Origin of the sequence: Cellulomonas sp. McL0617 (assembly GCF_049994875.1) — a bacterium.
Lineage (GTDB): Bacteria > Actinomycetota > Actinomycetes > Actinomycetales > Cellulomonadaceae > Cellulomonas.
In genome coordinates this window covers 1,900,761-1,923,910 of sequence record NZ_CP188256.1, presented here as the reverse complement: position 1 = coordinate 1,923,910, position 23,150 = coordinate 1,900,761, and the positions used below count along the sequence as shown (strand labels likewise).

The 23,150-nt window shown below is 71.3% G+C and carries 19 protein-coding genes; 7 read left to right on the top strand and 12 right to left on the bottom strand.

The window, feature by feature from the left end; translation table 11 throughout:
• Positions 1–29 precede the first annotated feature (29 nt).
• Both ACPPVS_RS08700 and ACPPVS_RS08695 read right to left on the bottom strand, forming a co-directional pair.
• Entirely contained in the window at positions 30–965 is a 936-nt protein-coding gene (locus tag ACPPVS_RS08700) for a site-specific tyrosine recombinase XerD (RefSeq protein ID WP_426595668.1), read from the bottom strand.
• A gap of 4 nt (positions 966–969) precedes the next feature.
• Positions 970–1,896, bottom strand: coding sequence for a heme o synthase (locus ACPPVS_RS08695; protein ID WP_426595923.1), 927 nt, complete (start codon positions 1,894–1,896; stop codon positions 970–972).
• A gap of 393 nt (positions 1,897–2,289) precedes the next feature.
• Here ACPPVS_RS08695 and tkt point away from each other — a divergent pair, with 393 nt between their 5' ends.
• From tkt to ACPPVS_RS08665, 6 genes are all read left to right on the top strand, one after another.
• Positions 2,290–4,455: a transketolase gene (tkt, locus tag ACPPVS_RS08690; RefSeq protein WP_426595666.1), complete on the top strand. Its 2,166-nt coding sequence runs from the start codon at positions 2,290–2,292 to the stop codon at positions 4,453–4,455.
• 61 nt (positions 4,456–4,516) lie between these two features.
• Positions 4,517–5,662 (top strand): transaldolase, encoded by a 1,146-nt coding sequence (tal, locus tag ACPPVS_RS08685; RefSeq protein ID WP_426595664.1) that lies wholly within the window; start codon positions 4,517–4,519, stop codon positions 5,660–5,662.
• Entirely contained in the window at positions 5,659–7,200 is a 1,542-nt protein-coding gene (gene zwf / locus ACPPVS_RS08680) for a glucose-6-phosphate dehydrogenase (RefSeq protein WP_426595663.1), read from the top strand. Before tal ends, zwf begins: the two co-directional genes overlap by 4 nt.
• Positions 7,197–8,114, top strand: coding sequence for a glucose-6-phosphate dehydrogenase assembly protein OpcA (locus ACPPVS_RS08675; RefSeq protein ID WP_426595662.1), 918 nt, complete (start codon positions 7,197–7,199; stop codon positions 8,112–8,114). Before zwf ends, ACPPVS_RS08675 begins: the two co-directional genes overlap by 4 nt.
• Positions 8,111–9,556, top strand: coding sequence for a 6-phosphogluconolactonase (pgl, locus tag ACPPVS_RS08670; protein WP_426595661.1), 1,446 nt, complete (start codon positions 8,111–8,113; stop codon positions 9,554–9,556). Before ACPPVS_RS08675 ends, pgl begins: the two co-directional genes overlap by 4 nt.
• Positions 9,557–9,640: 84 nt before the next feature.
• Entirely contained in the window at positions 9,641–10,423 is a 783-nt protein-coding gene (locus ACPPVS_RS08665; protein ID WP_426595659.1) for a DUF899 family protein, read from the top strand.
• Between the two features lie 68 nt (positions 10,424–10,491).
• Here ACPPVS_RS08665 and ACPPVS_RS08660 read toward each other — a convergent pair whose 3' ends face one another.
• The 9 genes from ACPPVS_RS08660 to uvrC all read right to left on the bottom strand — a co-directional run bounded on the left by ACPPVS_RS08660 (position 10,492) and on the right by uvrC (position 19,602).
• Positions 10,492–10,839 (bottom strand): RNA polymerase-binding protein RbpA, encoded by a 348-nt coding sequence (locus ACPPVS_RS08660; RefSeq protein ID WP_034608687.1) that lies wholly within the window; start codon positions 10,837–10,839, stop codon positions 10,492–10,494.
• A 12-nt stretch (positions 10,840–10,851) separates the two neighbouring features.
• Positions 10,852–11,094: a preprotein translocase subunit SecG gene (gene secG, locus ACPPVS_RS08655; RefSeq protein ID WP_426595657.1), complete on the bottom strand. Its 243-nt coding sequence runs from the start codon at positions 11,092–11,094 to the stop codon at positions 10,852–10,854.
• Between the two features lie 165 nt (positions 11,095–11,259).
• Positions 11,260–12,054 carry a triose-phosphate isomerase gene (gene tpiA, locus ACPPVS_RS08650; protein ID WP_426595656.1) on the bottom strand — a complete coding sequence of 265 codons (795 nt, stop codon included), beginning with the start codon at positions 12,052–12,054 and terminating at the stop codon, positions 11,260–11,262.
• A gap of 2 nt (positions 12,055–12,056) precedes the next feature.
• Entirely contained in the window at positions 12,057–13,256 is a 1,200-nt protein-coding gene (locus tag ACPPVS_RS08645; protein ID WP_426595654.1) for a phosphoglycerate kinase, read from the bottom strand.
• Positions 13,257–13,376: 120 nt separating this feature from the next.
• A complete protein-coding gene (gap, locus tag ACPPVS_RS08640) occupies positions 13,377–14,381 on the bottom strand; it encodes a type I glyceraldehyde-3-phosphate dehydrogenase (protein ID WP_426595653.1) in 1,005 nt (334 codons plus the stop codon).
• A 216-nt stretch (positions 14,382–14,597) separates the two neighbouring features.
• Positions 14,598–15,578: a DNA-binding protein WhiA gene (gene whiA / locus ACPPVS_RS08635; RefSeq protein WP_426595652.1), complete on the bottom strand. Its 981-nt coding sequence runs from the start codon at positions 15,576–15,578 to the stop codon at positions 14,598–14,600.
• A 48-nt stretch (positions 15,579–15,626) separates the two neighbouring features.
• On the bottom strand, positions 15,627–16,607 hold the full coding sequence (locus ACPPVS_RS08630; protein WP_426595651.1) for a gluconeogenesis factor YvcK family protein: 981 nt from the start codon (positions 16,605–16,607) through the stop codon (positions 15,627–15,629).
• Entirely contained in the window at positions 16,604–17,548 is a 945-nt protein-coding gene (gene rapZ, locus ACPPVS_RS08625) for an RNase adapter RapZ (RefSeq protein WP_426595650.1), read from the bottom strand. The genes ACPPVS_RS08630 and rapZ overlap by 4 nt, the downstream gene beginning before the upstream one ends.
• Positions 17,545–19,602 carry an excinuclease ABC subunit UvrC gene (gene uvrC, locus ACPPVS_RS08620; RefSeq protein WP_426595649.1) on the bottom strand — a complete coding sequence of 686 codons (2,058 nt, stop codon included), beginning with the start codon at positions 19,600–19,602 and terminating at the stop codon, positions 17,545–17,547. Before uvrC ends, rapZ begins: the two co-directional genes overlap by 4 nt.
• Positions 19,603–19,675: 73 nt before the next feature.
• On the opposite strand from uvrC, the gene ACPPVS_RS08615 reads away from it, so the two are divergent.
• Positions 19,676–20,194 carry an OsmC family protein gene (locus tag ACPPVS_RS08615; protein WP_426595648.1) on the top strand — a complete coding sequence of 173 codons (519 nt, stop codon included), beginning with the start codon at positions 19,676–19,678 and terminating at the stop codon, positions 20,192–20,194.
• A 66-nt stretch (positions 20,195–20,260) separates the two neighbouring features.
• Here the strand turns inward: ACPPVS_RS08615 and uvrA are convergent, their stop codons facing one another.
• On the bottom strand, positions 20,261–23,122 hold the full coding sequence (gene uvrA, locus ACPPVS_RS08610) for an excinuclease ABC subunit UvrA (RefSeq protein WP_426595647.1): 2,862 nt from the start codon (positions 23,120–23,122) through the stop codon (positions 20,261–20,263).
• Positions 23,123–23,150 lie beyond the last annotated feature (28 nt).

Genomic DNA, 23,150 nt, shown 5'->3' with positions numbered 1-23,150 from the left:
CGCGCGACAGACCGGTCGTACCGCAATGCTCATCGCGCGCGCGGGTGGGACGCGGCGTAGACCTCGCGCAGCGTGTCCGGCGTCACCAGCGTGTAGATCTGGGTGGTCGTCACGGACGCGTGCCCGAGCAGCTCTTGGACCACCCGGACGTCCGCGCCACCGGCGAGCAGGTGCGTCGCGAACGAGTGCCGCAGAGTGTGCGGCGACACGTGGTCGGCGCCCGGCAGGCCCGCCCTCTCGGCGGCCGACCGCAGCACCGCCCAGGCGCTCTGCCGGCTCAGCCGCGCGCCCCGCGTGTTGAGGAACAGCCCCGGTGAGCCGCCCCTCGACCCCGTCGCCATGGTGGGCCGACCGCGCACCAGGTAGGCGTCCAGCGCGGCCAGCGCGAACGAGCCCACCGGCACCACGCGTTCCTTGCGGCCCTTGCCGAAGAGTCGGACGGACGCGAAGCCGGGGGTGCGGTCGACGTCGTCGACGTCCAGGCCGACTGCCTCGGAGATGCGGGCGCCGGTGCCGTAGACGAGCTCGAGCAGCGCACGGTCGCGCAGCGGGACGGGCCCGTCGCCGAGCCCGGCGGCGTCCAGGAGCCGCTCGACGTCGTCGACCGAGATCGCCTTGGGGAGCCGCTTGGGCTGGGCGGGCGGCCGGACGGCGCTGGCGGCGTCGGTGCCGGTCACGCCGTCGAGCAGCAGGAACCGGTGCCAGCCGCGCACCGCCACGACGGACCGCGCGGCCGACGACGCCGAGAGCGCGGTCCGTCCGTCGGCACCCGTCCGGACCGCCAGCAGGTAGTCCTCGACGTCCCGCTCACGGATCTGCCCCGGGTCGTGGCAGTCGCGGGCGGCAAGGAACGCGACGTACCGCGAGAGGTCCCGGCGGTAGGCCAGCAGCGTGTTGGTGGACAGCCCGCGCTCGACGGTGAGGTGCGCGAGGTAGGTCTCGAGCGAGATCTCGATCGTCGTCACGGGATCAGAACGGCAGGAAGACGTCCACCGCGAGGGCGATCGACAGCAGCGTGAGGTAGGTGATCGACGCGTGGAACACGCTCATCGCCTTGAGCTTGCCCCGGGTGGGGTCCTCGGCGCGGCGCAGCAGGCTGATGTTGGTCCACAGGAACCAGATGCCGAGCCCCGTCGCGATCACGCCGTACACCCACGTCATGCCCTGCACCGGCCAGATCAGCAGCGAGCACGCGATCATCGCGAGCGTGTAGCCGATCATCTCCCGAGCGACCTTGGTGTCCTTGGCCACGACGGGCAGCATCGGGACGCCGGCGGCGGCGTAGTCCTTCTTGAACTTCATCGACAGGGGCCAGTAGTGCGGCGGCGTCCAGAAGAAGATCACGCCGAACAGCAGCACGGCCGTCCAGGACAGGCCCCCGGTGACCGCGGACCAGCCGATGAGCACGGGCATGCAGCCGGCCGCGCCGCCCCAGACGATGTTCTGCGGCGTGCGGCGCTTGAGGATCATGGTGTAGCCGACGACGTAGATGAGGATCGCGGCCGCGGTGAGCCAGGCGGACGCCGGGTTGACGACGAGCCACAGCCACGCGAGCGAGAACGCACCGAGCACGAGCCCGAAGACCAGCGCCGCACGCGGCGTCAGCTCGCCGGTCACCAGCGGACGCCGCTTGGTGCGGTTCATGATCTTGTCGATGTCGCGGTCGAGGTAGCAGTTCAGCACGTTGGCCGAACCGGCCGCCGCGGCGCCGCCGACGAGCGTCGCGAGGACGAGCCAGAGCCCGGGCCACCCGCCGGCCGCCAGGATCATCGTCGGGACGGTGGTGACCAGGAGGAGCTCGATCACGCGCGGCTTGGTCAGCGCGACGTACGGGCCGACCGTCCGCGCGATCCGGCCCTTGCGCGGGGCTCCCCCGGCGGCCGGCGAGCCGTGCAGCGGGCCGACAGCGACCTGGTCGTCCGACGCTCCGGCGTCTTCGACTGACAGAGGGCTGCTGAGGCGCACGCGCTGCGGTTTCCGTTCGTGTCCGGCGGGGTTATGTCGCGCAGCCATGCTACGGCCTGCACCTGACCCGAGGGCGACCACAACCGCCCCGAACGCGGCGCGAGTCGTGTGACATCGGTCGCGGGAGTGAACACGTGACCACCGGCACATGAACGGTCCTGGTCACGCCCGGCGAGGGTACCCACGTGCGCTATAGGGTCGATGTGCACGGTTTGACGACCGCCGCGAAGGTGCGACGCCGACCCTGCCCGGCAGCCCGCTGTGGCTGCTCGATCTCGTCTGACACGTCACCCCGGCCACGGGCCAGGGTGGGAATGAGGTGCGGTGAACGCGAAGGCTCCCCTGGCGAAGACGGTCGGTTGGACCGATCTTGACGTGAAGGCGGTGGACACGGTGCGTGTCCTGGCCGCGGACGCGGTCGAGAAGGTTGGCAACGGCCACCCGGGAACGGCGATCAGCCTGGCCCCCGCCGCCTACCTGCTCTACCAGAACGTGCTCCGGCACGACCCGGCGGACCCGCACTGGCTGGGCCGCGACCGCTTCGTCCTGTCGGCGGGCCACTCGAGCCTGACGCAGTACATCCAGCTGTACCTCGCGGGGTTCGGCCTGGAGCTGTCCGACCTCGAGGCGCTGCGCACGTGGGGCTCCAAGACGCCCGGCCACCCCGAGTACAAGCACACGACCGGCGTCGAGATCACCACGGGCCCGCTGGGCCAGGGGCTCGCCTCCTCAGTCGGCTTCGCCATGGCGGCCCGACGCGAGCGCGGTCTGCTCGACCCCGACGCCGCGCCGGGCACCAGCCCGTTCGACCACTTCGTCTACGTCATCGCGTCCGACGGCGACCTGCAGGAGGGTGTCACCAGCGAGGCGTCGTCCATCGCGGGCACCCAGGAGCTGGGCAACCTCATCGTGCTGTGGGACGACAACCACATCTCGATCGAGGGCGACACCGAGATCGCCTTCACCGAGGACGTCGTGGCGCGCTACGCCGCCTACGGCTGGCACACGCAGTTCGTCGACTGGACCGGCAGCCCGGACGGCTACCGGGAGGACGTCGACGCGCTCTACGCCGCGATCGAGGCCGCCAAGGCCGTCACCGACCGCCCGTCCTTCATCGGGCTGCGCACGCTCATCGCGTGGCCGACCCCCGGCAAGACCAACGAGCACTCCGCGCACGGCTCCAAGCTGGGTGGCGACGCCGTCCGCGGACTCAAGGAGGTCCTCGGGTTCGACCCCGAGAAGGCCTTCGACGTGGACCCCGACGTCCTCGCCCACACCCGCGGCCTGAGCGCGCGCACCGCGCCCGCCAAGGCGGCCTGGCAGGAGTCCTTCGACGCCTGGCGTGCGGCGAACCCGGACAACGCGACCCTGCTCGACCGGCTCGTCGCCGGCGACCTGCCCGACGACTGGGCCGACGCCCTGCCCGTGTTCCCCGCGGGCAAGTCCGTCGCCACCCGCGCGGCCTCCGGCGAGGTCCTCTCGGCGCTCGCGTCGGTGCTGCCCGAGCTGTGGGGCGGGTCCGCCGACCTCGCCGGCTCGAACAACACGACGATGAAGGGTGAGCCGTCCTTCCTCCCGGCCAAGCGGTCCACCAGCGAGTTCGCCGGCGACGAGTTCGGTCGCACTCTGCACTTCGGCATCCGCGAGCACGCCATGGGCTCGATCCTGTCGGGCATCCGGCTGCACGGGCTCACCCGGCCGTACGGCGGCACGTTCTTCACGTTCAGCGACTACATGCGCGGCGCCGTCCGCCTGGCGTCGCTCATGGGCGTGCCGGCCGTGTACGTCTGGACGCACGACTCCATCGGCCTCGGCGAGGACGGCCCGACGCACCAGCCGATCGAGCACCTTGCCGCCGTCCGCGCGATCCCGGGCCTCACGGTCGTCCGGCCCGCCGACGCCAACGAGACCGCGGCCGCCTGGAAGGCGACCCTCGAGCACACCAGCGGCCCGATCGCGCTGATCCTCACGCGGCAGAACGTCCCGACGTTCCCCCGCGACGAGGACGGCTTCGCCTCGGCCGACGGCGTCGCGAAGGGCGCCTACACGCTGCTCGACGCGAGCACCGGCACCCCCGACGTCATCCTCATCGGCACGGGGTCCGAGGTCCAGCTTGCCGTCGAGGCGCGCACCACCCTCGAGGCCGCCGGCGTGGCCACCCGCGTGGTGTCGGCGCCGTCGCTCGAGTGGTTCGCGGAGCAGGACCAGGCGTACCGCGAGTCGGTGCTCCCGTCCTCGGTCCGCGCTCGGGTGTCCGTCGAGGCCGGCATCGCGCTCTCCTGGCACAAGCTGGTCGGCGACGCCGGCCGGTCCGTGTCCATCGAGCACTACGGCGCTTCGGCCGCCGCGGAGAAGCTGTTCGAGGAGTTCGGCTTCACCGCCGAGCACGTCGTGGCTGCCGCGCACGAGTCGATCGCGGCGGCCGGCAGCGGCCCCGCGAACACGCCCGGTCTACCGCTCGCGAGCGGCACGGGCGACCAGCAGGTCTGAGTCTGAACGGACGCGCCGGCCCCGGACCCCGGGGCCGGCGCGCGGACGAAGGGGATCGACGATGGCACACAGCAGCACCCCTCTGACACGCCTGGCGGACGCGGGAGTCGCGATCTGGCTGGACGACCTCTCGCGCGAGCGACTGCGCACGGGGAACCTCGCCGAGCTCGTCGCGGACAGCGGCGTGGTCGGTGTGACCACCAACCCGTCGATCTTCGCCGCAGCCCTCTCCAAGGGCGACGCGTACGACGCGCAGCTGCGCGAGCTCGCCGGCGCCGGCGTGACCGACGTGGACGACGCCGTTTTCACCATCACGACCGACGACGTGCGCCAGGCCGCCGACGTGCTGCGACCGGTCTACGACCGGACCGACGGCGTCGACGGACGCGTCTCCATCGAGGTGGACCCGCGGCTGGCCAAGGACACCGACGCCACCATCGCCTCGGCCAAGGCCCTGTGGGCGACCGTCGACCGGCCCAACGTCTTCATCAAGATCCCCGCCACCCTCGAGGGGCTGCCGGCGATCACGGCGGTGCTGGCCGAGGGCATCAGCGTCAATGTCACGCTGATCTTCTCGCTCGACCGCTACCGCGCCGTTCTCGACGCCTTCGAGACCGGCCTCGAGAAGGCGGCCGCCGCCGGTCACGACCTCGCGCCGATCGCCTCGGTGGCCTCGTTCTTCGTCTCCCGCGTCGACACCGAGATCGACCCGCGGCTCGACAAGATCGGTACCCCGCAGGCCGCGGCCCTGCGCGGGACCGCGGCCATCGCCAACGCTCGCCTCGCCTACGGGGTGTACGAGGAGGTCGTCGCGGCGGACCGCTGGAAGGCCCTCGCCGCCGGCGGCGCGCACCCGCAGCGCCCCCTGTGGGCGTCCACCGGCGTCAAGGACAAGGCGTACCCGGACACGCTGTACGTCGACGAGCTGGTCGTCGCGGGCGTCGTGAACACCATGCCCGAGGCCACGCTGGACGCCGTCAAGGACCACGGCGGCGACGGCAGCGACACCGTCTCCGGCACGCAGGACGCGGCGCAGTCGGTCATCGACCGACTCGGCGCCATCGGCATCGACATCGACCAGGTCACCCAGCAGCTGGAGGACGAGGGCGTCGAGAAGTTCACGACGGCCTGGGGGCAGCTGCTCTCGACGGTCTCCGACGGCCTCGCAGCCGCCACGAAGCAGAACGAGTCGGGAGACGCCAGGTGAGCCCTAGCAAGGTCAGCGCAGGGAACAACCCGCTGCGCGATGCGCGAGACCGTCGGCTCCCGCGGATCGCCGGCCCCTGCGGCCTCGTGATCTTCGGCGTGACGGGCGACCTCGCGCGCAAGAAGCTCATGCCGGCCGTGTACGACCTGACCAACCGCGGTCTGCTGCCTCCGGGGTTCGCGCTCACGGGCTTCGCGCGCCGCGACTGGGCCACCCAGGACTTCGCCGAGATCGTGCACGACTCGGTCCGCGAGCACGCGCGCACGCCGTTCCGCGAGGCGACGTGGCGACAGATGTCCGAGGGCATCCGGTTCGTGCAGGGCACGTTCGACGACGACGACGCGTTCGACCGGCTCCGGGACACGGTCGAAGAGCTCGACATCAACCGCGGCACGGGCGGCAACCACGCGTTCTACCTGTCGGTGCCGCCGAGCTCGTTCCCGGTGGTCTGCAAGCAGCTCGCCCGATCGGGGTTGTCGCAGCCGGCCGAGGGCACCTGGCGTCGTGTGGTGATCGAGAAGCCGTTCGGGCACGACCTCAAGAGCGCGCGCGAGCTGAACGACATCGTCTCGGACGTCTTCAACCCCGACGACATCTTCCGGATCGACCACTACCTGGGCAAGGAGACGGTGCAGAACCTGCTGGCGCTGCGCTTCGCCAACCAGCTCTTCGAGCCCATCTGGAACGCCAACTACGTCGACCACGTCCAGATCACGATGGCCGAGGACATCGGCATCGGCGGCCGCGCGTCGTACTACGACGGCATCGGCGCCGCCCGCGACGTCATCCAGAACCACCTGATGCAGCTGCTCGCGCTCACCGCGATGGAGGAGCCGGCGTCGTTCGAGGCGGACGGCCTGCGCGCCGAGAAGATCAAGGTGCTCTCGGCGGTCAAGGTTCCCCGGGACATCGGCAAGCACACCTCGCGCGGGCAGTACGCCGCCGGCTGGCAGGGTGGCGAGAAGGTCATCGGCTACCTCGAGGAGGAGGGCTTCGACAAGGAGTCCACCACCGAGACGTTCGCCGCGATCCGCGTCGACATCGACAACCGCCGCTGGGCCGGGGTGCCGTTCTACCTGCGCACGGGCAAGCGACTGGGCCGACGCGTCACGGAGATCGCCGTGGTGTTCAAGAAGGCACCGCACCTGCCCTTCGAGTCCACGGCCACCGAGGAGCTGGGCAAGAACGCCCTGGTCATCCGCGTGCAGCCCGACGAGGGCGTCACGCTGCGGTTCGGGGCCAAGGTGCCGGGCACGGCCATGGAGGTCCGCGACGTCACCATGGACTTCGGCTACGGGCACGCGTTCACCGAGTCCTCCCCCGAGGCCTACGAGCGCCTGATCCTCGACGTCCTGCTCGGCGACCCGCCACTCTTCCCGCGGCACGAGGAGGTCGAGCTGTCCTGGAAGGTGCTCGACCCCATCACCGCGTACTGGGCCGCGCACGGCAAGCCCGACCAGTACCGATCGGGCACCTGGGGTCCCGAGTCGGCCGACAAGATGATGGCGCGCGACGGACGAGTCTGGAGACGGCCATGATCATCGAGATGCCCAACACCACGACCCGCGACGTGAACAAGCGGCTGCTCACGGAGCGCGACGAGGGCGGGGCGATCGCCCTGGGCCGCGTGCTGACGCTCGTCATCAACGTGGGCGACCACGACCCGGAAGAGGCGATCGAGGCTGCCAACGACGCCAGCCGCGAGCACCCGTGCCGCGTCATCGTCCTGGCGAACGACGTGGCCGACAAGGAGTCGAACCTCGACGTGCAGATCCGCCTCGGCGGCGACGCGGGTGCGAGCGAGGTGCTCGTCCTGCGGCCGTCCGGTCAGCTGGAGCGGCACCTCGACACGCTCCTGATCCCGCTGCTGCTGCCCGACGCGCCGATCGTGGCTTGGTGGCCGTACGACATCCCCGACAACGTCGCCGAGGACCCGATCGGCCGCATGGCGGCGCGGCGCATCACCGACTCGACGCAGGTGCTGCACCCGCTGGCCGCGCTGCGTCAGCTGGCCGCCACGCACGCCGACGGCAACACCGACCTCGCCTGGACCCGCGCCACCCTGTGGCGCGGGCTGATCGCGGCGACGCTCGACCAGCCGCCGTACGAGCCGGTGCACAAGGCCGTCGTCGTCGGCCAGGCCAACCACCCGTCGGTCGACCTCATCGCCGCCTGGCTGGCGCAGTCCTTGCGCTGCCCGGTCGAGATCGAGCGCGTCACGGAGGCCCTGGCGATCACGCAGGTCAGGCTCGAGCGGTCGTCCGGCCCCATCGTGCTCGACCGTCCCGACGGCAAGACCGCCGCGCTGCACCAGCCCGACCAGCCCGACCACCGCATCGCCCTGCCCATCCGCCAGCTCCCCGAGTGCCTGGCCGAGGAGCTGCGGCGCCTCGACGCCGACGACGTGTACGGCGAGGTGCTGCAGAAGGGTCTTGCGAGGCTCGACGCGTGAGCGGCGTGCGGTCCACCGAGCACGGCCCGCGTGACGTCGTCGTCTACCCCTCGGCCGAGATCCTCGCCGAGGCGGTGGCCGCGCGCCTGCTGACCCGGCTGGTCGACCTGCAGTCGCACCGGTCGCCGCTGCACGTGGTCCTCACGGGCGGCACGGTCGGTATCGCCTCCCTGCGGGCCGTCGCGAGCAGCCCGGTACGCGACGCGGTCGACTGGTCCGGGGTGCACCTGTGGTGGGGCGACGAGCGGTTCCTGCCGGGCGGCCACGCCGACCGCAACGAGACCCAGGCCCGCGAGGCGCTGATCGACGCGCTGGGGGACGCGCTCCCGGCGTCGAACGTGCACCCGATGCCCGCGCTGAGCGAGGCGGTGCCGACTCCCGAGGTGTCCGCCGCGCTCTACGCGTCCGAGCTGGCGGCCGCCGGCTCCCCCGCGTTCGACGTCCTCCTGCTCGGCATGGGTCCCGACGGCCACGTCGCCTCCCTCTTCCCGGGTCACGCCGCCCTCGGAGCGCAGTACTCAAGCACCGTCGGCGTCCACGGCTCCCCCAAGCCGCCGCCGCTGCGGGTCTCGCTGACGTTCGACGCCATCCGCGCCGCGCGTGAGGTCTGGGTGGTGGCCGCGGGAGCAGAGAAGGCCGACGCGGTCGCCTCGGCACTCGGTGGGGCGTCGGTGACCGTGACGCCCGCCGCCGGAGCACTGGGCACGGAGCGGACGCTCTGGCTCGTCGACGCCGCTGCGACGGCCGCGCTCGCCACGGCGGACGCACCGCCGGCGGCCGCCACGACGGACCTCTGGACGGCCGTCGACGAGTACTTCGGCGTGCTCGTGCCCGAGGACGTCGCCCTCGTCGACACCCGCGCGAGCGCCGTCGCGGCGGGTCTGCCCGACATCGCGGTCGCGCCCAACCAGGGCAAGCTGCTCCACCTGATCGCGCAGGCGGCAGGCGCTCGCCGGATCCTCGAGGTCGGCACGCTCGGCGGGTACAGCACGGTCTGGCTCGCCCGGTCGCTGCCGGCGGGCGGGTCCCTGACCACCCTCGAGCTCTCCCCCGAGCACGCCGCCGTGGCCACGGACTCGCTGGTGCGGGCCGGTCTGGGGGATGTCGCCTCCGTGCTGGTCGGACCCGCCGCCGACACGCTCGACCGGATGGTCGCCGACGGCACCGAACCCTTCGACCTCGTCTTCATCGACGCCGACAAGGAGTCGATCCCGCGCTACCTCGAGCAGACGCTGCTGCTCACCCACCCCGGGTCGCTGGTGATCGTCGACAACGTCGTGCGCGGTGGAGGGGTCCTGGACCCCCAGCACCCCGACGCGCGCGTCCAGGGCATCCGGACGATGGTGGAGCTGCTCACGGACCACCCCCGGTACGACGCGACGGTCGTCCAGACGGTCGGTGCCAAGGGCTACGACGGATTCGCCCTGCTGCGGGTGCTCTGACTCCAGAGCCGTTCGTGTCGAATGCCCGGGGGCTCGGACGTCGTCGTACGACGAGACCCGGCACCAGACACCACGGAGCGCACCATGACGACCACGACCCCCGCCGACCCGAGCGCGCTGCCCGGCCGCCCGCCCGTCGTCGATCGAGCCACCTGGCAGACCGTCCGGGACGAGCTGCTGGTCCGCGAGAAGGCCCACACCCACGAGGGCGACGCGCTAGCCGCGGAACGCCGCCGGCTGCCCATGGTCGAGCTCGACGCGACCGTCGAGGTGGTCGGGGCTGACGGGCCCGTCCCGTTCCTCGACCTGTTCCAGGGACGGAGCGAGCTGGTCGTCTACAAGCACATGTGGCACGACGGCGCGCCGCACCAGGGGCAGTGCGAGGGCTGCACGGTCTCGGCGTGGCACCTCAAGGACGCCGTCTACCTCAACGCTCGCGGCGTGTCGTTCGCCATCGTCACCACCGGCACGTGGGACGAGGTCGCCCCCTACGTCGACTTCATGGGCTACACCCAGCCGTGGTACTCCGTGCGCGACCTCGCCGAGCCGGTCGGCGGCGACATGGGCCTCTTCAGCTGCTTCCTGCGCGACGGCGACCGCGTCTTCCTCACGTACGAGACCACGGACCGGGGCACCGAGCCCGCCAGTGGCTCGTTCGCCCTGCTCGACATGACGCCCTACGGCCGGGGTGAGCGGTGGCAGGAGACCCCGGAGGGCTGGCCCGAGGGCGACGGGCCCTGCTGGTACTGGCGCACCGACGTGGACGGGAACCCCACCTGGGGGCCTACCGGCCGTCCTGCGCCCCAGTGGACCCGACCCGGTGCGACGCCCGAGGAGACGCTCGGCCGTCACGGGCACCACCACTGAGTCCTCCGGGCAGACATGACGACGGGCCCGGCGCCATTGCCGGGCCCGTCGTCAGGTTCGGGTGCGGACTATCCCCCGCGCTTGGCGCGCAGCGCCGCCAACGCCTCGTCCAGGATCGCCGCGCCGTCCTCGTCGGAACGCCGCTCCTTCACGTACGCGAGGTGGGTCTTGTAGGGCTCGTTCTTGCTCGGCGACGGCGGGTTCGCCTGGTCCTGACCGGCCGGGAACCCGCACCGCGGGCAGTCCCACGTCAGAGGCGCCTCGAGGGCGGCCTCCTCAGCGAAGCTCGGCCGCGTCTCGTGACCGTTGGCGCACCAGTAGGACACCCAGATGCGGGGAGCGGTGTCGCCACGCTCCGCCTCGCCCATCGGGCCGGCTCCGACTCGCGACCCCCTGATAGCACTTCCGCTCGCCATGGCCGTCCGCCCTCAGGCCGTCTTCTCGAGCAGCCCGAGAAGGACGATGATGACCGTCCAGACCAGCGCGGTGCCGACCGTGATCCGGTTGAGGTTCCGCTCCGCGACACCCGAGCTGCCGGCGCTGCTGGTGATGCCGCCGCCGAACATGTCGGACAGGCCGCCGCCCTTGCCCTTGTGCAGCAGGACGAGCGGGATGAGCAGGAGGCTGGTGAGGATCAGCAGCACCTGGAGTGCGATACGCAAGGCGTCCACGTCGGTGTCGGTTCCTTACTGGGAGGGCACGTCACGGGCGAACTGACCGGCGACGCTGCGGTTGACCGCGGTACAGGGTAGGCGACGAGCGGCCGCAAAGCCACCATGCCACGACCGGGGCCCCGCCAGGACGAATCAGACGGCGGGACCCCGGACCGGCAGGGGTCAGAGACCGACCGCGTGGGACTGGTAGCGGGCGATCGCCGCGAACTCGTCCGGGTCCAGGCTCGCGCCGCCGACCAGGGCACCGTCCACGTCGGGCTTGGCCATGATCGACGCCACGTTCGACGACTTCACCGAGCCGCCGTAGAGCACGCGGACCGCGTCGGCCGTCTCGGTGTCGTACAGCTCGCCGATGCGGACGCGGATGGCCCCGCACAGCTCCTGCGCGTCCTCGGGGGTGGCGGTCTCGCCCGTGCCGATGGCCCAGACGGGCTCGTAGGCGACGACGATCGTCTTGACCTGCGCGGCGGTCAGACCGGCGAGGGCACCGTCCAGCTGCGCGAGGGTGTGCGGCACGTGCTCGCCGGCCTTGCGGACCTCGAGCGGCTCCCCCACGCACAGGATCGGGATGACGCCCGAGCTCAGCGCGTTGAGGACCTTCTTGTTGATGAGCTCGGCGGACTCGTCGTGGTACTGGCGGCGCTCCGAGTGCCCGACCGCCACGTAGGTGACGCCGAGCTTGGCCAGGAACGCCGGCGAGATCTCGCCGGTGTAGGCGCCGGACTGGTACGCCGAGCAGTCCTGCGCGCCGTAGACGAGCTCGAGCTTGTCCGCGTCGACCAGGGTCTGCACGCTGCGCAGGTCGGTGAACGGCGGGAGGACGGCGACCTCGACCTTGGAGAAGTCGTGCTTGCCGTCGCGCAGCGCCCACGCGAGCTTCTGCACGGTGTGGGTGGCCTGGTGGTGGTCCAGGTTCATCTTCCAGTTGCCCGCCATCAGCGGGGTACGAGTCGCCACGATCAGTCCTCCAGAACCGCGATGCCGGGGAGCGTCTTGCCCTCGAGGAACTCGAGGCTCGCGCCACCACCGGTCGAGATGTGTCCGAACCCGGCCTCGTCGAAGCCGAGCGTGCGCACGGCCGCGGCGGAGTCGCCACCGCCGACGATGGTGAAGCCGCCGTTGGTGCCGGCGTCGACGAGGGCCTGTGCGACCGCACGCGTGCCGCCCGAGAACGCCTCGAACTCGAAGACGCCGGCCGGGCCGTTCCAGACCACGGTCTTGGCGTCGACGATCTTGGACGCGAAGAGAGCGGCGGAGTCGGGGCCGATGTCCAGGCCGATCTTGCCGTCAGGGATCGCGTCCGCGGCGACGACGAGGGCCGGGGAGTCGGCCTTGAACTCGTCCGCGACCACGATGTCCGTCGGCAGGACGATCTCGACGCCGGCCGCCTCGGCCTGCGCCAGGTAGCCCTTGACGGTCTCGATCTGGTCCTGCTCGAGGAGCGAGTTGCCCACCGAGTAGCCCTTCGCCGCGAGGAACGTGAAGAGCATCCCGCCGCCGATGAGCAGGCGGTCCGCCTTGGTCAGCAGGTTCGCGATGACGCCGAGCTTGTCGGAGACCTTCGAGCCGCCCAGGACGACGACGTAGGGCCGGGCCGGGTCGTCCGTCGCCCTGCGCAGGGACGCGACCTCCTTCAGCACGAGCGTGCCGACGGCGTGCGGGAGCACGAGCGCGACGTCGTACACCGAGGCCTGCTTGCGGTGGACCACACCGAACCCGTCGGAGACGTAGACCTCGGCCAGCTCGGCCAGGTCGGCGGCGAGCGATGCGCGCTCCTCGTCGACCTTGGACGTCTCGCGCGGGTCGAAGCGGATGTTCTCCAGCAGGGCGATCTCGCCGTCCTGCAGCGCCGCGACCGTGGCCTTGGCCGACTCGCCGACGACGTCGTCGGCCAGCGCGACCGGCTGACCCAGCAGCTCGGACAGCCGCTCGGCGACGGGCTTGAGCGAGTACTTGTCCTCGGGTGCGCCCTTCGGACGGCCGAGGTGGGCCGTCACGACGACGCGCGCCCCGGCGGACAGCAGGGCCGTCAGCGTCGGGAGCGCCGCGCGGACGCGGCCGTCGTCGGTGATCGTCGTGCCGTCCAGCGGCACGTTGAAGTCGGAACGGACCAGGACGCGCTTGCCGCGCAGGTCTCCGAGGTCCTCGATGGTCTTCATGGGGTCTCCTCTGTGAGCAAGGGGGTGGCTCAGACACGACAGCGTCCGCGTGCACCCGGGTGGGGCGCACGCGGACGCTGGACGATCAGTCGTGATGCCCGTCGTGAAGCATCGACGAGGTCAGAGACGCTCGCCGACGTACGTGGTGAGGGCCACGAGGCTGTTGGAGTAGCCCCACTCGTTGTCGTACCAGGCGATGATCTTGACCAGGTCGCCGCTCACCTTGGTGAGCTTGGAGTCGAAGATGCTCTGGTGCGGGTTGGTGACGATGTCGCTCGAGACGATCTCGTCCTCGACGTACTCCAGGATGCCCTTGAGCGGTCCCTCGGCGGCGGCCTTGACCGCGGCGTTGACCTCGTCGACCGTGACCTCGCGCGAGGCGGTGAAGGTCAGGTCGGTGGCCGAGCCGGTGATGACGGGGACGCGCAGGGCAAAGCCGTCGAGCTTGCCCTTGAGCTCCGGGAGGACGAGCGCCACGGCCTTGGCCGCACCGGTCGACGTCGGGACGATGTTCTGCGCGGCCGCACGGGCGCGGCGCAGGTCCTTGTGCGGACCGTCCTGGAGGTTCTGGTCACCCGTGTAGGCGTGGATCGTGGTCATGAGACCACGCTCGATGCCGATGGCGTCGTTGAGCGCCTTGGCAATCGGGGCCAGGCAGTTCGTGGTGCACGACGCGTTCGAGATGATGTTGTGCGCGGCGGGGTCGTAGAGCGTGTGGTTGACGCCCATGACGAACGTCGCGTCCTCGTTGGACGCCGGCGCGGAGATGATGACCTTCTTGGCGCCCGCGGCGAGGTGCGCCTTGGCCTTCTCGGCGTTGGTGAAGAAGCCGGTGGACTCGATGACGATGTCGGCACCCAGCTCGGCCCACGGCAGGTTCGCGGGGTCGCGCTCCTCGAGGGCACGGATCTTCTTGCCGCCGACGATGATGTTCTCGTCGTCGAACGCGACGCTCAACGGGAAACGACCGAGCACCGTGTCGTACTTCAGCAGGTGCGCGAGCGTCTTGTTGTCCGTCAGGTCGTTGACGCCGACGATCTCGATGTCCGCACCGGACGCGACGATGGCCCGGTAGAAGTTGCGACCGATACGGCCGAAGCCGTTGATGCCGACCTTGATGGTCACTTGCCCTCCTCGGCAGCGCCGACAGGAGATCGGCGCACACATGTTGATGATGGGTTACGCACGCCGCTGTGCGTTCCGACCGTCAACCCGCCCCGCCGGGCCATACCCGGGCGCGATGCCTTGGCACAACTCAGTAGAACGCGTGGCGATCGGATAACCCAAGCCTATACCCGTGACACGGGTCACGCGGACACGGTCCGGGCCCCGCGGGAGGGCCTACAGGTCGAGCAGGTCCGGGCTCAGTCCGGCCTCGGTGTCGGGGATGCCCAGGTCAGCGGCCCGCTTGTCCGCGGTCGCCAGGAGACGTCGGATCCGGCCCGCCACGGCGTCCTTGGTGAGCGGCGGGACCGCCAGCTTGCCCAGCTCCTCGAGCGACGCCTCCTTGTGCGCGAGCCGCAGCTCGCCGGCCTCGCGCAGGTGCTCAGGCAGCTCGTCACCGAGGATCTCGAACGCCCGCTCGACGCGAGCGCCCGCGGCGACCGCCGCGCGGGCCGAGCGGCGCAGGTTGGCGTCGTCGAAGTTGGCCAGCCTGTTGGCGGTCCCTCGCACCTCACGCCGGACCCGGCGCTCCTCCCAGAGCAGCATGGTCTCGTGCGCGCCGAGCCGCGCGAGCATCGCGCTGATCGCGTCGCCGTCGCGGATGACCACGCGGTCCACGCCGCGCACCTCGCGGGCCTTGGCCGCGATGCCGAGCCGGCGGGCGGCGCCGACGAGCGCCAGCGCGGCCTCCGGGCCGGGGCACGTGACCTCCATGGCCGACGAACGCCCGGGCTCGGTGAGCGAGCCGTGCGCCAGGAACGCGCCGCGCCATGCGGACTCGGCCTCGGCGACGCCCGCGGACACGACCTGGGGCGGCAGACCGCGAACGGGCCGGCCACGGTTGTCGAGCAGCCCGGTCTGACGGGCCAACGACTCCCCGTCCTTCACCACGCGCACGACGTAGCGGCTGCCGCGGCGCAGGCCACCGCCGGAGACGACGATGATCTCGCTCTCGTGCCCGTAGACCTCCGAGATCGCCTGTCGCAGCCGACGGGCAGCGATGCCCGTGTCGAGCTCCGCCTCGATCACGATCCGACCCGAGATGATGTGCAAGCCGCCCGCGAACCTCAGGGTGGCCGAGACCTCGGCCTTCCGTGAGGACGTCTTGTCCACCTTCAGACGGGCGAGCTCGTCCTTCACCTGTGCCGTCAACGCCATGGCTGCATCCTGCCATCCAGGGCAGCTGTCCGGGACCGCTCCGCTCAGCTAGTCCGACCGGGTTCCGACGTCGCCGAGGAACCCGTCGACCACGTCGGAGTACGCGCTCGCCAGTCGCAGCGGGTCGTGGCGCGGGGTGCCGTCGCCCCTGCTCACCTGACGCAGCAGCAGGCGTGCCCCCAGGTCGGCCGTGCGTGCCGCCAGTGCGGAGACGTCCTCGACCGCGCTCGGATCGGCGACCACGGCGTCGATCGACAGCTCGGGCGCGTGCGCGCGCAGCACCTCCAGGTAGTCCTCGGCGCGCATGCCCGCCGTCTCCCCGGATTCACCCGACGCGAGGTTGAGCGTCAGGATCGTGCGGGCGTGCGTCCTGCCCAGCGCCTCGCGCAGGCCGGGCACCAGCAGGTGCGGCAGCACGGACGTGTACCAGGAGCCCGGACCGAGCACGATCCAGTCCGCCGCCTCGATCGCCTCGACGGCCTGCGGGCAGGCCGGCGGGTCGGCGGGGTCGAGCCGCAGCTGCTCGATCGTGCCGTTCGTGACGGCGACCGCGCTCTGCCCGACGACGAGGGAACGCATGCCGACCTCGTCCACGACCTCAGCCTCGATCCGCAACGGGACCGACGCCATCGGCAGCACCCGGCCACGCGCGCCGAGCAGCCGCCCCACCCAGTCGAGACCCTCGACGGTGTCGCCCAGCTGCTCCCACAGCGCGACGATCAGCAGGTTGCCGACGGCGTGCTGGTCGAGGTCGCCCGACGAGTGGAACCGGTGCTGGAGCAGGTCACGCCACGTGCGGCCCCACTCGGAGTCGTCGCACAGCGCGGCGAGCGCCATCCGCAGGTCGCCCGGCGGAAGCACGCCGAGCTCCTCGCGCAGGCGGCCGGAGGAGCCCCCGTCGTCGGCCACCGTGACCACCGCGGTGATCCGGTCGGTCATCAGGCGCAACGCCGAGAGCGACGCGGACAGCCCGTGGCCCCCGCCGAGTGCGACGACCGCGGGCGACGTGCTGGCTCGGACGCCCCTCATTCCTTGCCGAGGTCGCGCGCCGACACAGCGACGTGGTGCCCCTGGTCGCGCAGTCGGGCGGCGATCGCCTCGCTGATGGCGACCGACCGGTGCTTGCCGCCGGTGCAGCCGACCGCGATGGTCACGTACCGCTTCTCCTCGTTGAGGTACCCGGCGAGCACGGGCTCGAGCGCCGCGACGTAGCGGTCGATGAACGTCACGGCACCCGGCAGACCCAGCACGTAGTCCCGGACGGGTGCGTCCCGACCCGTCAGGTGCCGCAGCTCGGTGATCCAGTACGGGTTGGCCAGGAAGCGCACGTCGACCACGTGGTCGGCGTCCAGCGGCAGGCCGTACTTGAACCCGAACGACAGCACGGAGACCTGCAGAGCTTCGTCGCCGCCGTTCGTCACCACGGCGCGCACCTCGCGGGCCAGGTCGTGCACGTTGAGCTCGGACGTGTCGATGAGCGTGTCGGCACGCTCGCGCAGGTCGACGAGTGCGGCACGCTCGGCAGCGATGCCGTCCAGGATGCGACCCGAACCCTGCAACGGGTGAGGGCGGCGCACCTGCTCGAACCGGCGGACCAGGACCTCGTCGGACGCGTCGAGGAACAGGATCCGGTAGTCGACGCCCGACTCACGCAGGCCCTCGAGCACGGGGGCGAGGTCACGGAAGAACTCACGTCCGCGGACGTCGATCACGGCGGCGAGCCGCTGGGCGCGTGCACCGGCCGCTCCGCTCGTCAGCATTCCGACGAGGTGCGTGAGCATCTGCGCCGGGAGGTTGTCGATCACGTACCAGTCGAGGTCCTCGAGCACGGCGGCGGCCCGCGACCGACCGGCCCCCGACATGCCCGTGATGATCAGGACCTGGGGCTGCACGAGGTGCGGGGCGCCGGTCGCGGCCTCGAGCGCCGGGATGCCGGCAGGGACAGTGATCGGCGAAGGCTCGTCGCTCATGCGTCCAGCATGCCAGCCGCGGCGCTCACCTGGTCCGACGCGCCCGGGGCTGTGGTTTGTTCGGCGGCTGGTTCGGCGGCTGGTTCCGCAGCCGGATTGAGGGCCGCGACCACCGCGGCTGCCGTCCGGTCCCCCATCCCCTGCACCGAGGCGATCTCTTCCGCCGATGCCGCGCGCAGCCGCTTGACCGACCCGAAGTGCCGCAGGAGTGCCGCCTGACGAGCGGGGCCCAGGCCGGGCACGTCGTCGAGCACGGACGTGGTCATGCCCTTGCTGCGCCGCTTGCGGTGGGCCGTGATGGCGAACCGGTGCGCCTCGTCACGGAGCCTCTGCAGCAGGTAGAGGCCCTCGGAGGACCGCTGCAGGATGACCGGGTACTCCTCGCCGGGCAGCCAGACCTCCTCGAGCCGCTTGGCCAGCCCGCAGAGAGCGACGTCGTCGATCCCGAGCTCGGCCATCGCGGCCGCTGCGGCGGCGACCTGGGGCGGCCCACCATCGACGACGACCAGGTTGGGCGGGTAGGCGAACCGCACCGGTCGCCCGGTGACCTCGTCGATCGGTCCCGACCGGACGAGGTGGTCGTCGTCGTCGCCACCCGTGTCCAGCTCGAGATCTCGGGAGTCGGCGCGGTCGGCGAGGTAACGCCGGAACCGGCGGGTGATGACCTCGTGCATCGCCGCCGTGTCGTCGCGCGCACCCTGGCCCTCCGGGCCCCGGATGTTGAACATGCGGTACTCGCTCTTGCGCGCCAGGCCGTCCTCGAACACGACCATCGACGCCGACTGGTAGGTGCCCTGGTTGTGCGAGACGTCGTAGCACTCGATGCGCAACGGCGCGGACGCCAGGTCCAGCGCCTCCTGGATCTCCTGCAGCGCCTGGCTGCGTGTGGTCAGGTCGCCCGCGCGCCGGGTGCGGTGCAGGACCAGCGCGTGCTCGGCGTTGCGCAGGACCGTGGCCGCCAGCTCGCGCTTGTCACCGCGCTGCGGGATGCGGACCGAGACCCTGCTCCCCCGCAGCCCGGTCAGCCACGCCTGCACCTGCTCGACGTCGGGAGGGAGCACCGGCACGAGGACCTCGCGTGGGACGGCCGACGAGCCCGCCCCACCGTCGCCCGACGCCTCGCTGCCGTAGATCTGCTGAAGCAGGTGCTCCACCAGCTCGCCGTCCGTGACGTCCTCGACCTTCTCCACCACCCAGCCGCGCTGACCGCGGATGCGTCCGTCGCGCACGTGGAACACCTGCACGGCGGCCTCGAGCTCGTCGCCGGACAGCGCGAAGATGTCCGCGTCGGTACCGTCCGCCAGCACCACCGCGTTCTTCTCGGTGGCCTTCTCGAGCGTCTGGATGTCGTCGCGCAGCCGGGCCGCCTGCTCGTAGTCCAGGACGCTGGCCGCCTCCTTCATCCGGGCGGTCAGGCGGCGGGTGAACTTGGCGGTGTCCCCCGCCATGAAGTCGCAGAAGTCCTGCGCGAGAGCATGGTGGTCGTCCGGCGAGATGCGCCCGACGCACGGTGCCGAGCACTTGTCGATGTAGCCCAGCAGGCACGGCCGGCCCTGCTGCTTGGCGCGTCGGAACACCCCGGCGGAGCACGTGCGGACCGGGAACACGCGCAGCAGCAGGTCGACCGTCTCGCGGATCGCCCAGGCATGCGCGTACGGCCCGAAGTACCGCGTGCCCTTGCGCTTCGCGCCACGCATCACCTGCACCCGTGGGAACTCGTCCGCCATGGTGACCGCGAGGTACGGGTACGACTTGTCGTCGCGGTACTTGACGTTGAACCGCGGGTCGAACTCCTTGATCCACGAGTACTCGAGCGCCAGGGCCTCGACCTCGGTGCCGACGACCGTCCACTGCACGGAGGCCGCCGTGGTGACCATCTGCCGCGTGCGCGTGTGCAGGTTCGACAGGTCCTGGAAGTAGCTGGACAGCCGCTGCCGCAGGCTCTTGGCCTTGCCGACGTAGATGACGCGGCCGTGCTCGTCGCGGAAGCGGTAGACCCCCGGCTCGTCCGGGATCTCCCCCGGTGCTGGTCGGTAGGTGGCGGGATCGGCCATGCGTTCGAGCCTAGTTCGGACGACTGACGTCGCGGACCGGACGCGGCACCCCGGCCGCGGCTACCGTGGGGCGATGGGCCCCCTGCACACGTACTCCGTCGACCTGACCTGGACGGGCGCCGGCGCGAGCGGCACCGCGAGCTACACGTCGTACAGCCGCGACCACGAGGTGCGCATCGGGACCAAGCCCGCCCTTCTCGGCTCGTCCGACCCCGCGTTCCGCGGCGACCCGTCGCGGTTCAACCCGGAGGAGCTGCTGGTCAGCTCGCTCGCGCAGTGCCACATGCTGTGGTTCCTGCACCTGGCTTCCTCCGCGGGGGTCGTGGTGGTCGGGTACGAGGACCAGGCCGTCGGGACGATGCGCATCGAGGCCGCCGGGCAGGGCCAGTTCCGGGAGGTCGTCCTGCGGCCCCGCGTCGTGGTTGGCCAGGCCGGTCGGCTTCCCGACGGGTCGCCGGTCACCGATGCCCTGCTCAGCGACGTGCACCGGCTGGCGCACGAGCACTGCTTCATCTCGAGGTCGGTCAACTTCCCGGTGAGGCACGAGCCGGTGCCTGTCCGGACGGCGAGCACGACCGCCGTCGCAGACTGAGCACGGCTGCGCCCCCGGCGTCGCCCGCCGCGGTCCCGCGCCAAGGCGCCGGCCGATCGTCCCGCGTCAGGCCGAGACCCGCTCCGAGACCGGCTCGAGGACCTCGGCCAGGAACCGTCCCGTGTGGCTGTCCGGCGACATCGCGATCTGCTCCGGCGTCCCCTCGGCGATCACGAGACCGCCGCCGCTGCCCCCCTCGGGGCCCATGTCGATCACCCAGTCGGCGTTCTTGATCACGTCGAGGTTGTGCTCGATGACGATGACGGAGTTGCCCTTGTCGACCAGCGACTGCAGGACGCCGAGGAGCTTGCGGATGTCCTCGAAGTGCAGGCCGGTGGTGGGCTCGTCCAGGACGTAGATGGTCCGGCCGGTGGAACGGCGCTGCAGCTCCGCCGCCAGCTTCACGCGCTGCGCCTCACCGCCCGACAGCGTCGGTGCGGGCTGCCCGAGCCGGACGTAGCCGAGCCCGACGTCGACCAGCGTCCGCAGGTGACGGGAGATCGCGGGCACCGCGGCGAAGAAGTCGGCGGCCTCCTCGATCGGCATTGCGAGCACGTCGGCCACGGTCTTGCCCTTGAAGTGCACCTCGAGCGTCTCGCGGTTGTACCGGTCGCCGTGGCAGACCTCGCACGGCACGTAGACGTCCGGCAGGAAGTTCATCTCGATCTTCAGCGTGCCGTCGCCCGAGCACGCCTCGCAGCGACCGCCCTTGACGTTGAACGAGAACCGCCCGGGCGTGTAGCCCCGGACCTTGGCCTCGGTGGTCTCGGCGAACAGCCGGCGGACGTGGTCCCAGACGCCCGTGTACGTCGCCGGGTTGGACCGCGGCGTCCGGCCGATCGGGCCCTGGTCGACGTGCACGACCTTGTCGAGGTGCTCCAGGCCGGTCACGCGCTTGTGCCGCCCCGCCACCTGCCGCGCACCGTTCAGCTCGTTGGCCATGACCGTGTACAGGATGTGGTTCACGAGCGTCGACTTGCCCGACCCCGACACCCCGGTGACGGCGATCAGCGTCCCGAGCGGGAACGAGACGTCGATCCCCTGCAGGTTGTTCTCCCGCGCACCCACCACGGTGACCTGGCGTGCCTTGTCGATGGGTCGGCGCACCTGCGGCATCGGGATGCTCCGCCGCCCGGACAGGTACGCGCCCGTGACCGACTCGGACGACGCGAGCAGACCGTCCAGGTCGCCCGAGTGCACGACGCGACCACCGTGCTCGCCCGCGCCCGGGCCGATGTCGACGATCCAGTCGGCCGTCCGGATGGTGTCCTCGTCGTGCTCGACGACGATGAGGGTGTTGCCCAGGTCGCGCAGGCGGGTCAGCGTCTCGATCAGACGACGGTTGTCTCGCTGGTGCAGGCCGATCGACGGCTCGTCCAGGACGTAGAGCACGCCGACCAGGCCGGACCCGATCTGCGTCGCCAGGCGGATGCGCTGCGCCTCGCCGCCGGAGAGCGTGCCCGCGGGGCGCATCAGGGACAGGTAGTCGAGGCCGACGTCCAGCAGGAAGCCGAGCCGCGCCTGGATCTCCTTGAGCACCTGCGTCGCGATAGCCCGCTCGCGCTCGCCGAGATCCAGGTGGTCCAGGAACTCGCGCGCCTCGCGGATGGGCAGGGCGCACACCTCGGCGATCGACCGACCGCCCACGCGCACCGCCAGCACCTCGGGCTTGAGCCGCGCACCGCCGCAGACCGGGCACGGGACCTCACGCATGAAGGCCTCGTACTTCTCCTTGCTCCAGTCCGAGTCGGTCTCGGTGTGCCGGCGCTCCAGGAATGTGATGACACCCTCGAACCCGGTGGAGTACTGCCGCTCGCGGCCCCATCGGTTCTTGTAGCGGACCTTCACCTCGTGGTTCTGCCCGTGCAGCACGGCGTCCTTGGCCCGCTGCGGGAGCGCGCGCCACGGCACCGACGTCGAGAACCCCATGTCCGAGGCCAGCGCGCTGAGCACGCGGCTGAAGTACTCCGACGAGATCTGCGACCAGGGCGCGACGGCGCCGTCGTCGAGCGACAGGTCCTCGTCGGGGATCACCAGGTCGGGGTCCACCTCGAGCTTCGAGCCCAGGCCGGTGCACTCCGGGCAGGCGCCGTACGGCGCGTTGAACGAGAACGTCCGAGGCTCGATCTCGTCGAGGGCCAGCACGTGGTCGTTCGGGCAGGCGCGGTGCTCGGAGAACCGGCGCTCGCGCTCGAGGTCGTCGATGTCGGCGTCGACGAGCTCCACCACGAGCAGGCCGCCGGCCAGGCCGAGCGCGGTCTCCACCGAGTCGGTGAGCCGTCGCTTCACGCCGTCGCGCGCCACGAGCCGGTCGATGACCACCTCGATGTCGTGCTTGAGCTTCTTCTCCAGCGTCGGCGGCTCCGTCAGCTGGACGACCTCGCCGTCCACCCGGGCGCGCGCGAAGCCCTTGCTCTGCAGCTCCTTGAAGAGGTCCGCGTACTCGCCCTTGCGACCGCGGACGACCGGTGCCAGCACCTGGTAGCGCGTGCCCTCGGGCAGCTCCAGCAACCGGTCCACGATCTGCTGCGGCGTCTGGGCGGTGACGCGCTCGCCGCAGACCGGGCAGAACTGCGTGCCGGCCCGCGCGAACAGCAGGCGCAGGTAGTCGTAGACCTCGGTGATCGTGCCGACGGTCGACCGCGGGTTCCGGTTGGTCGACTTCTGGTCGATCGACACGGCCGGCGACAGGCCCTCGATGAAGTCGACGTCCGGCTTGTCCATCTGCCCGAGGAACTGGCGCGCGTACGCCGACAGCGACTCGACGTACCGGCGCTGCCCCTCCGCGAAGATGGTGTCGAAGGCCAACGACGACTTGCCCGACCCCGACAGCCCCGTGAAGACGATGAGCTTGTCGCGCGGGAGATCGAGGTCGACGTTCCGGAGGTTGTGCTCGCGGGCGCCCTGCACCACCAGACGATCGTTCACGCCCGGGAGTCTACGTGCCGCCACCGAC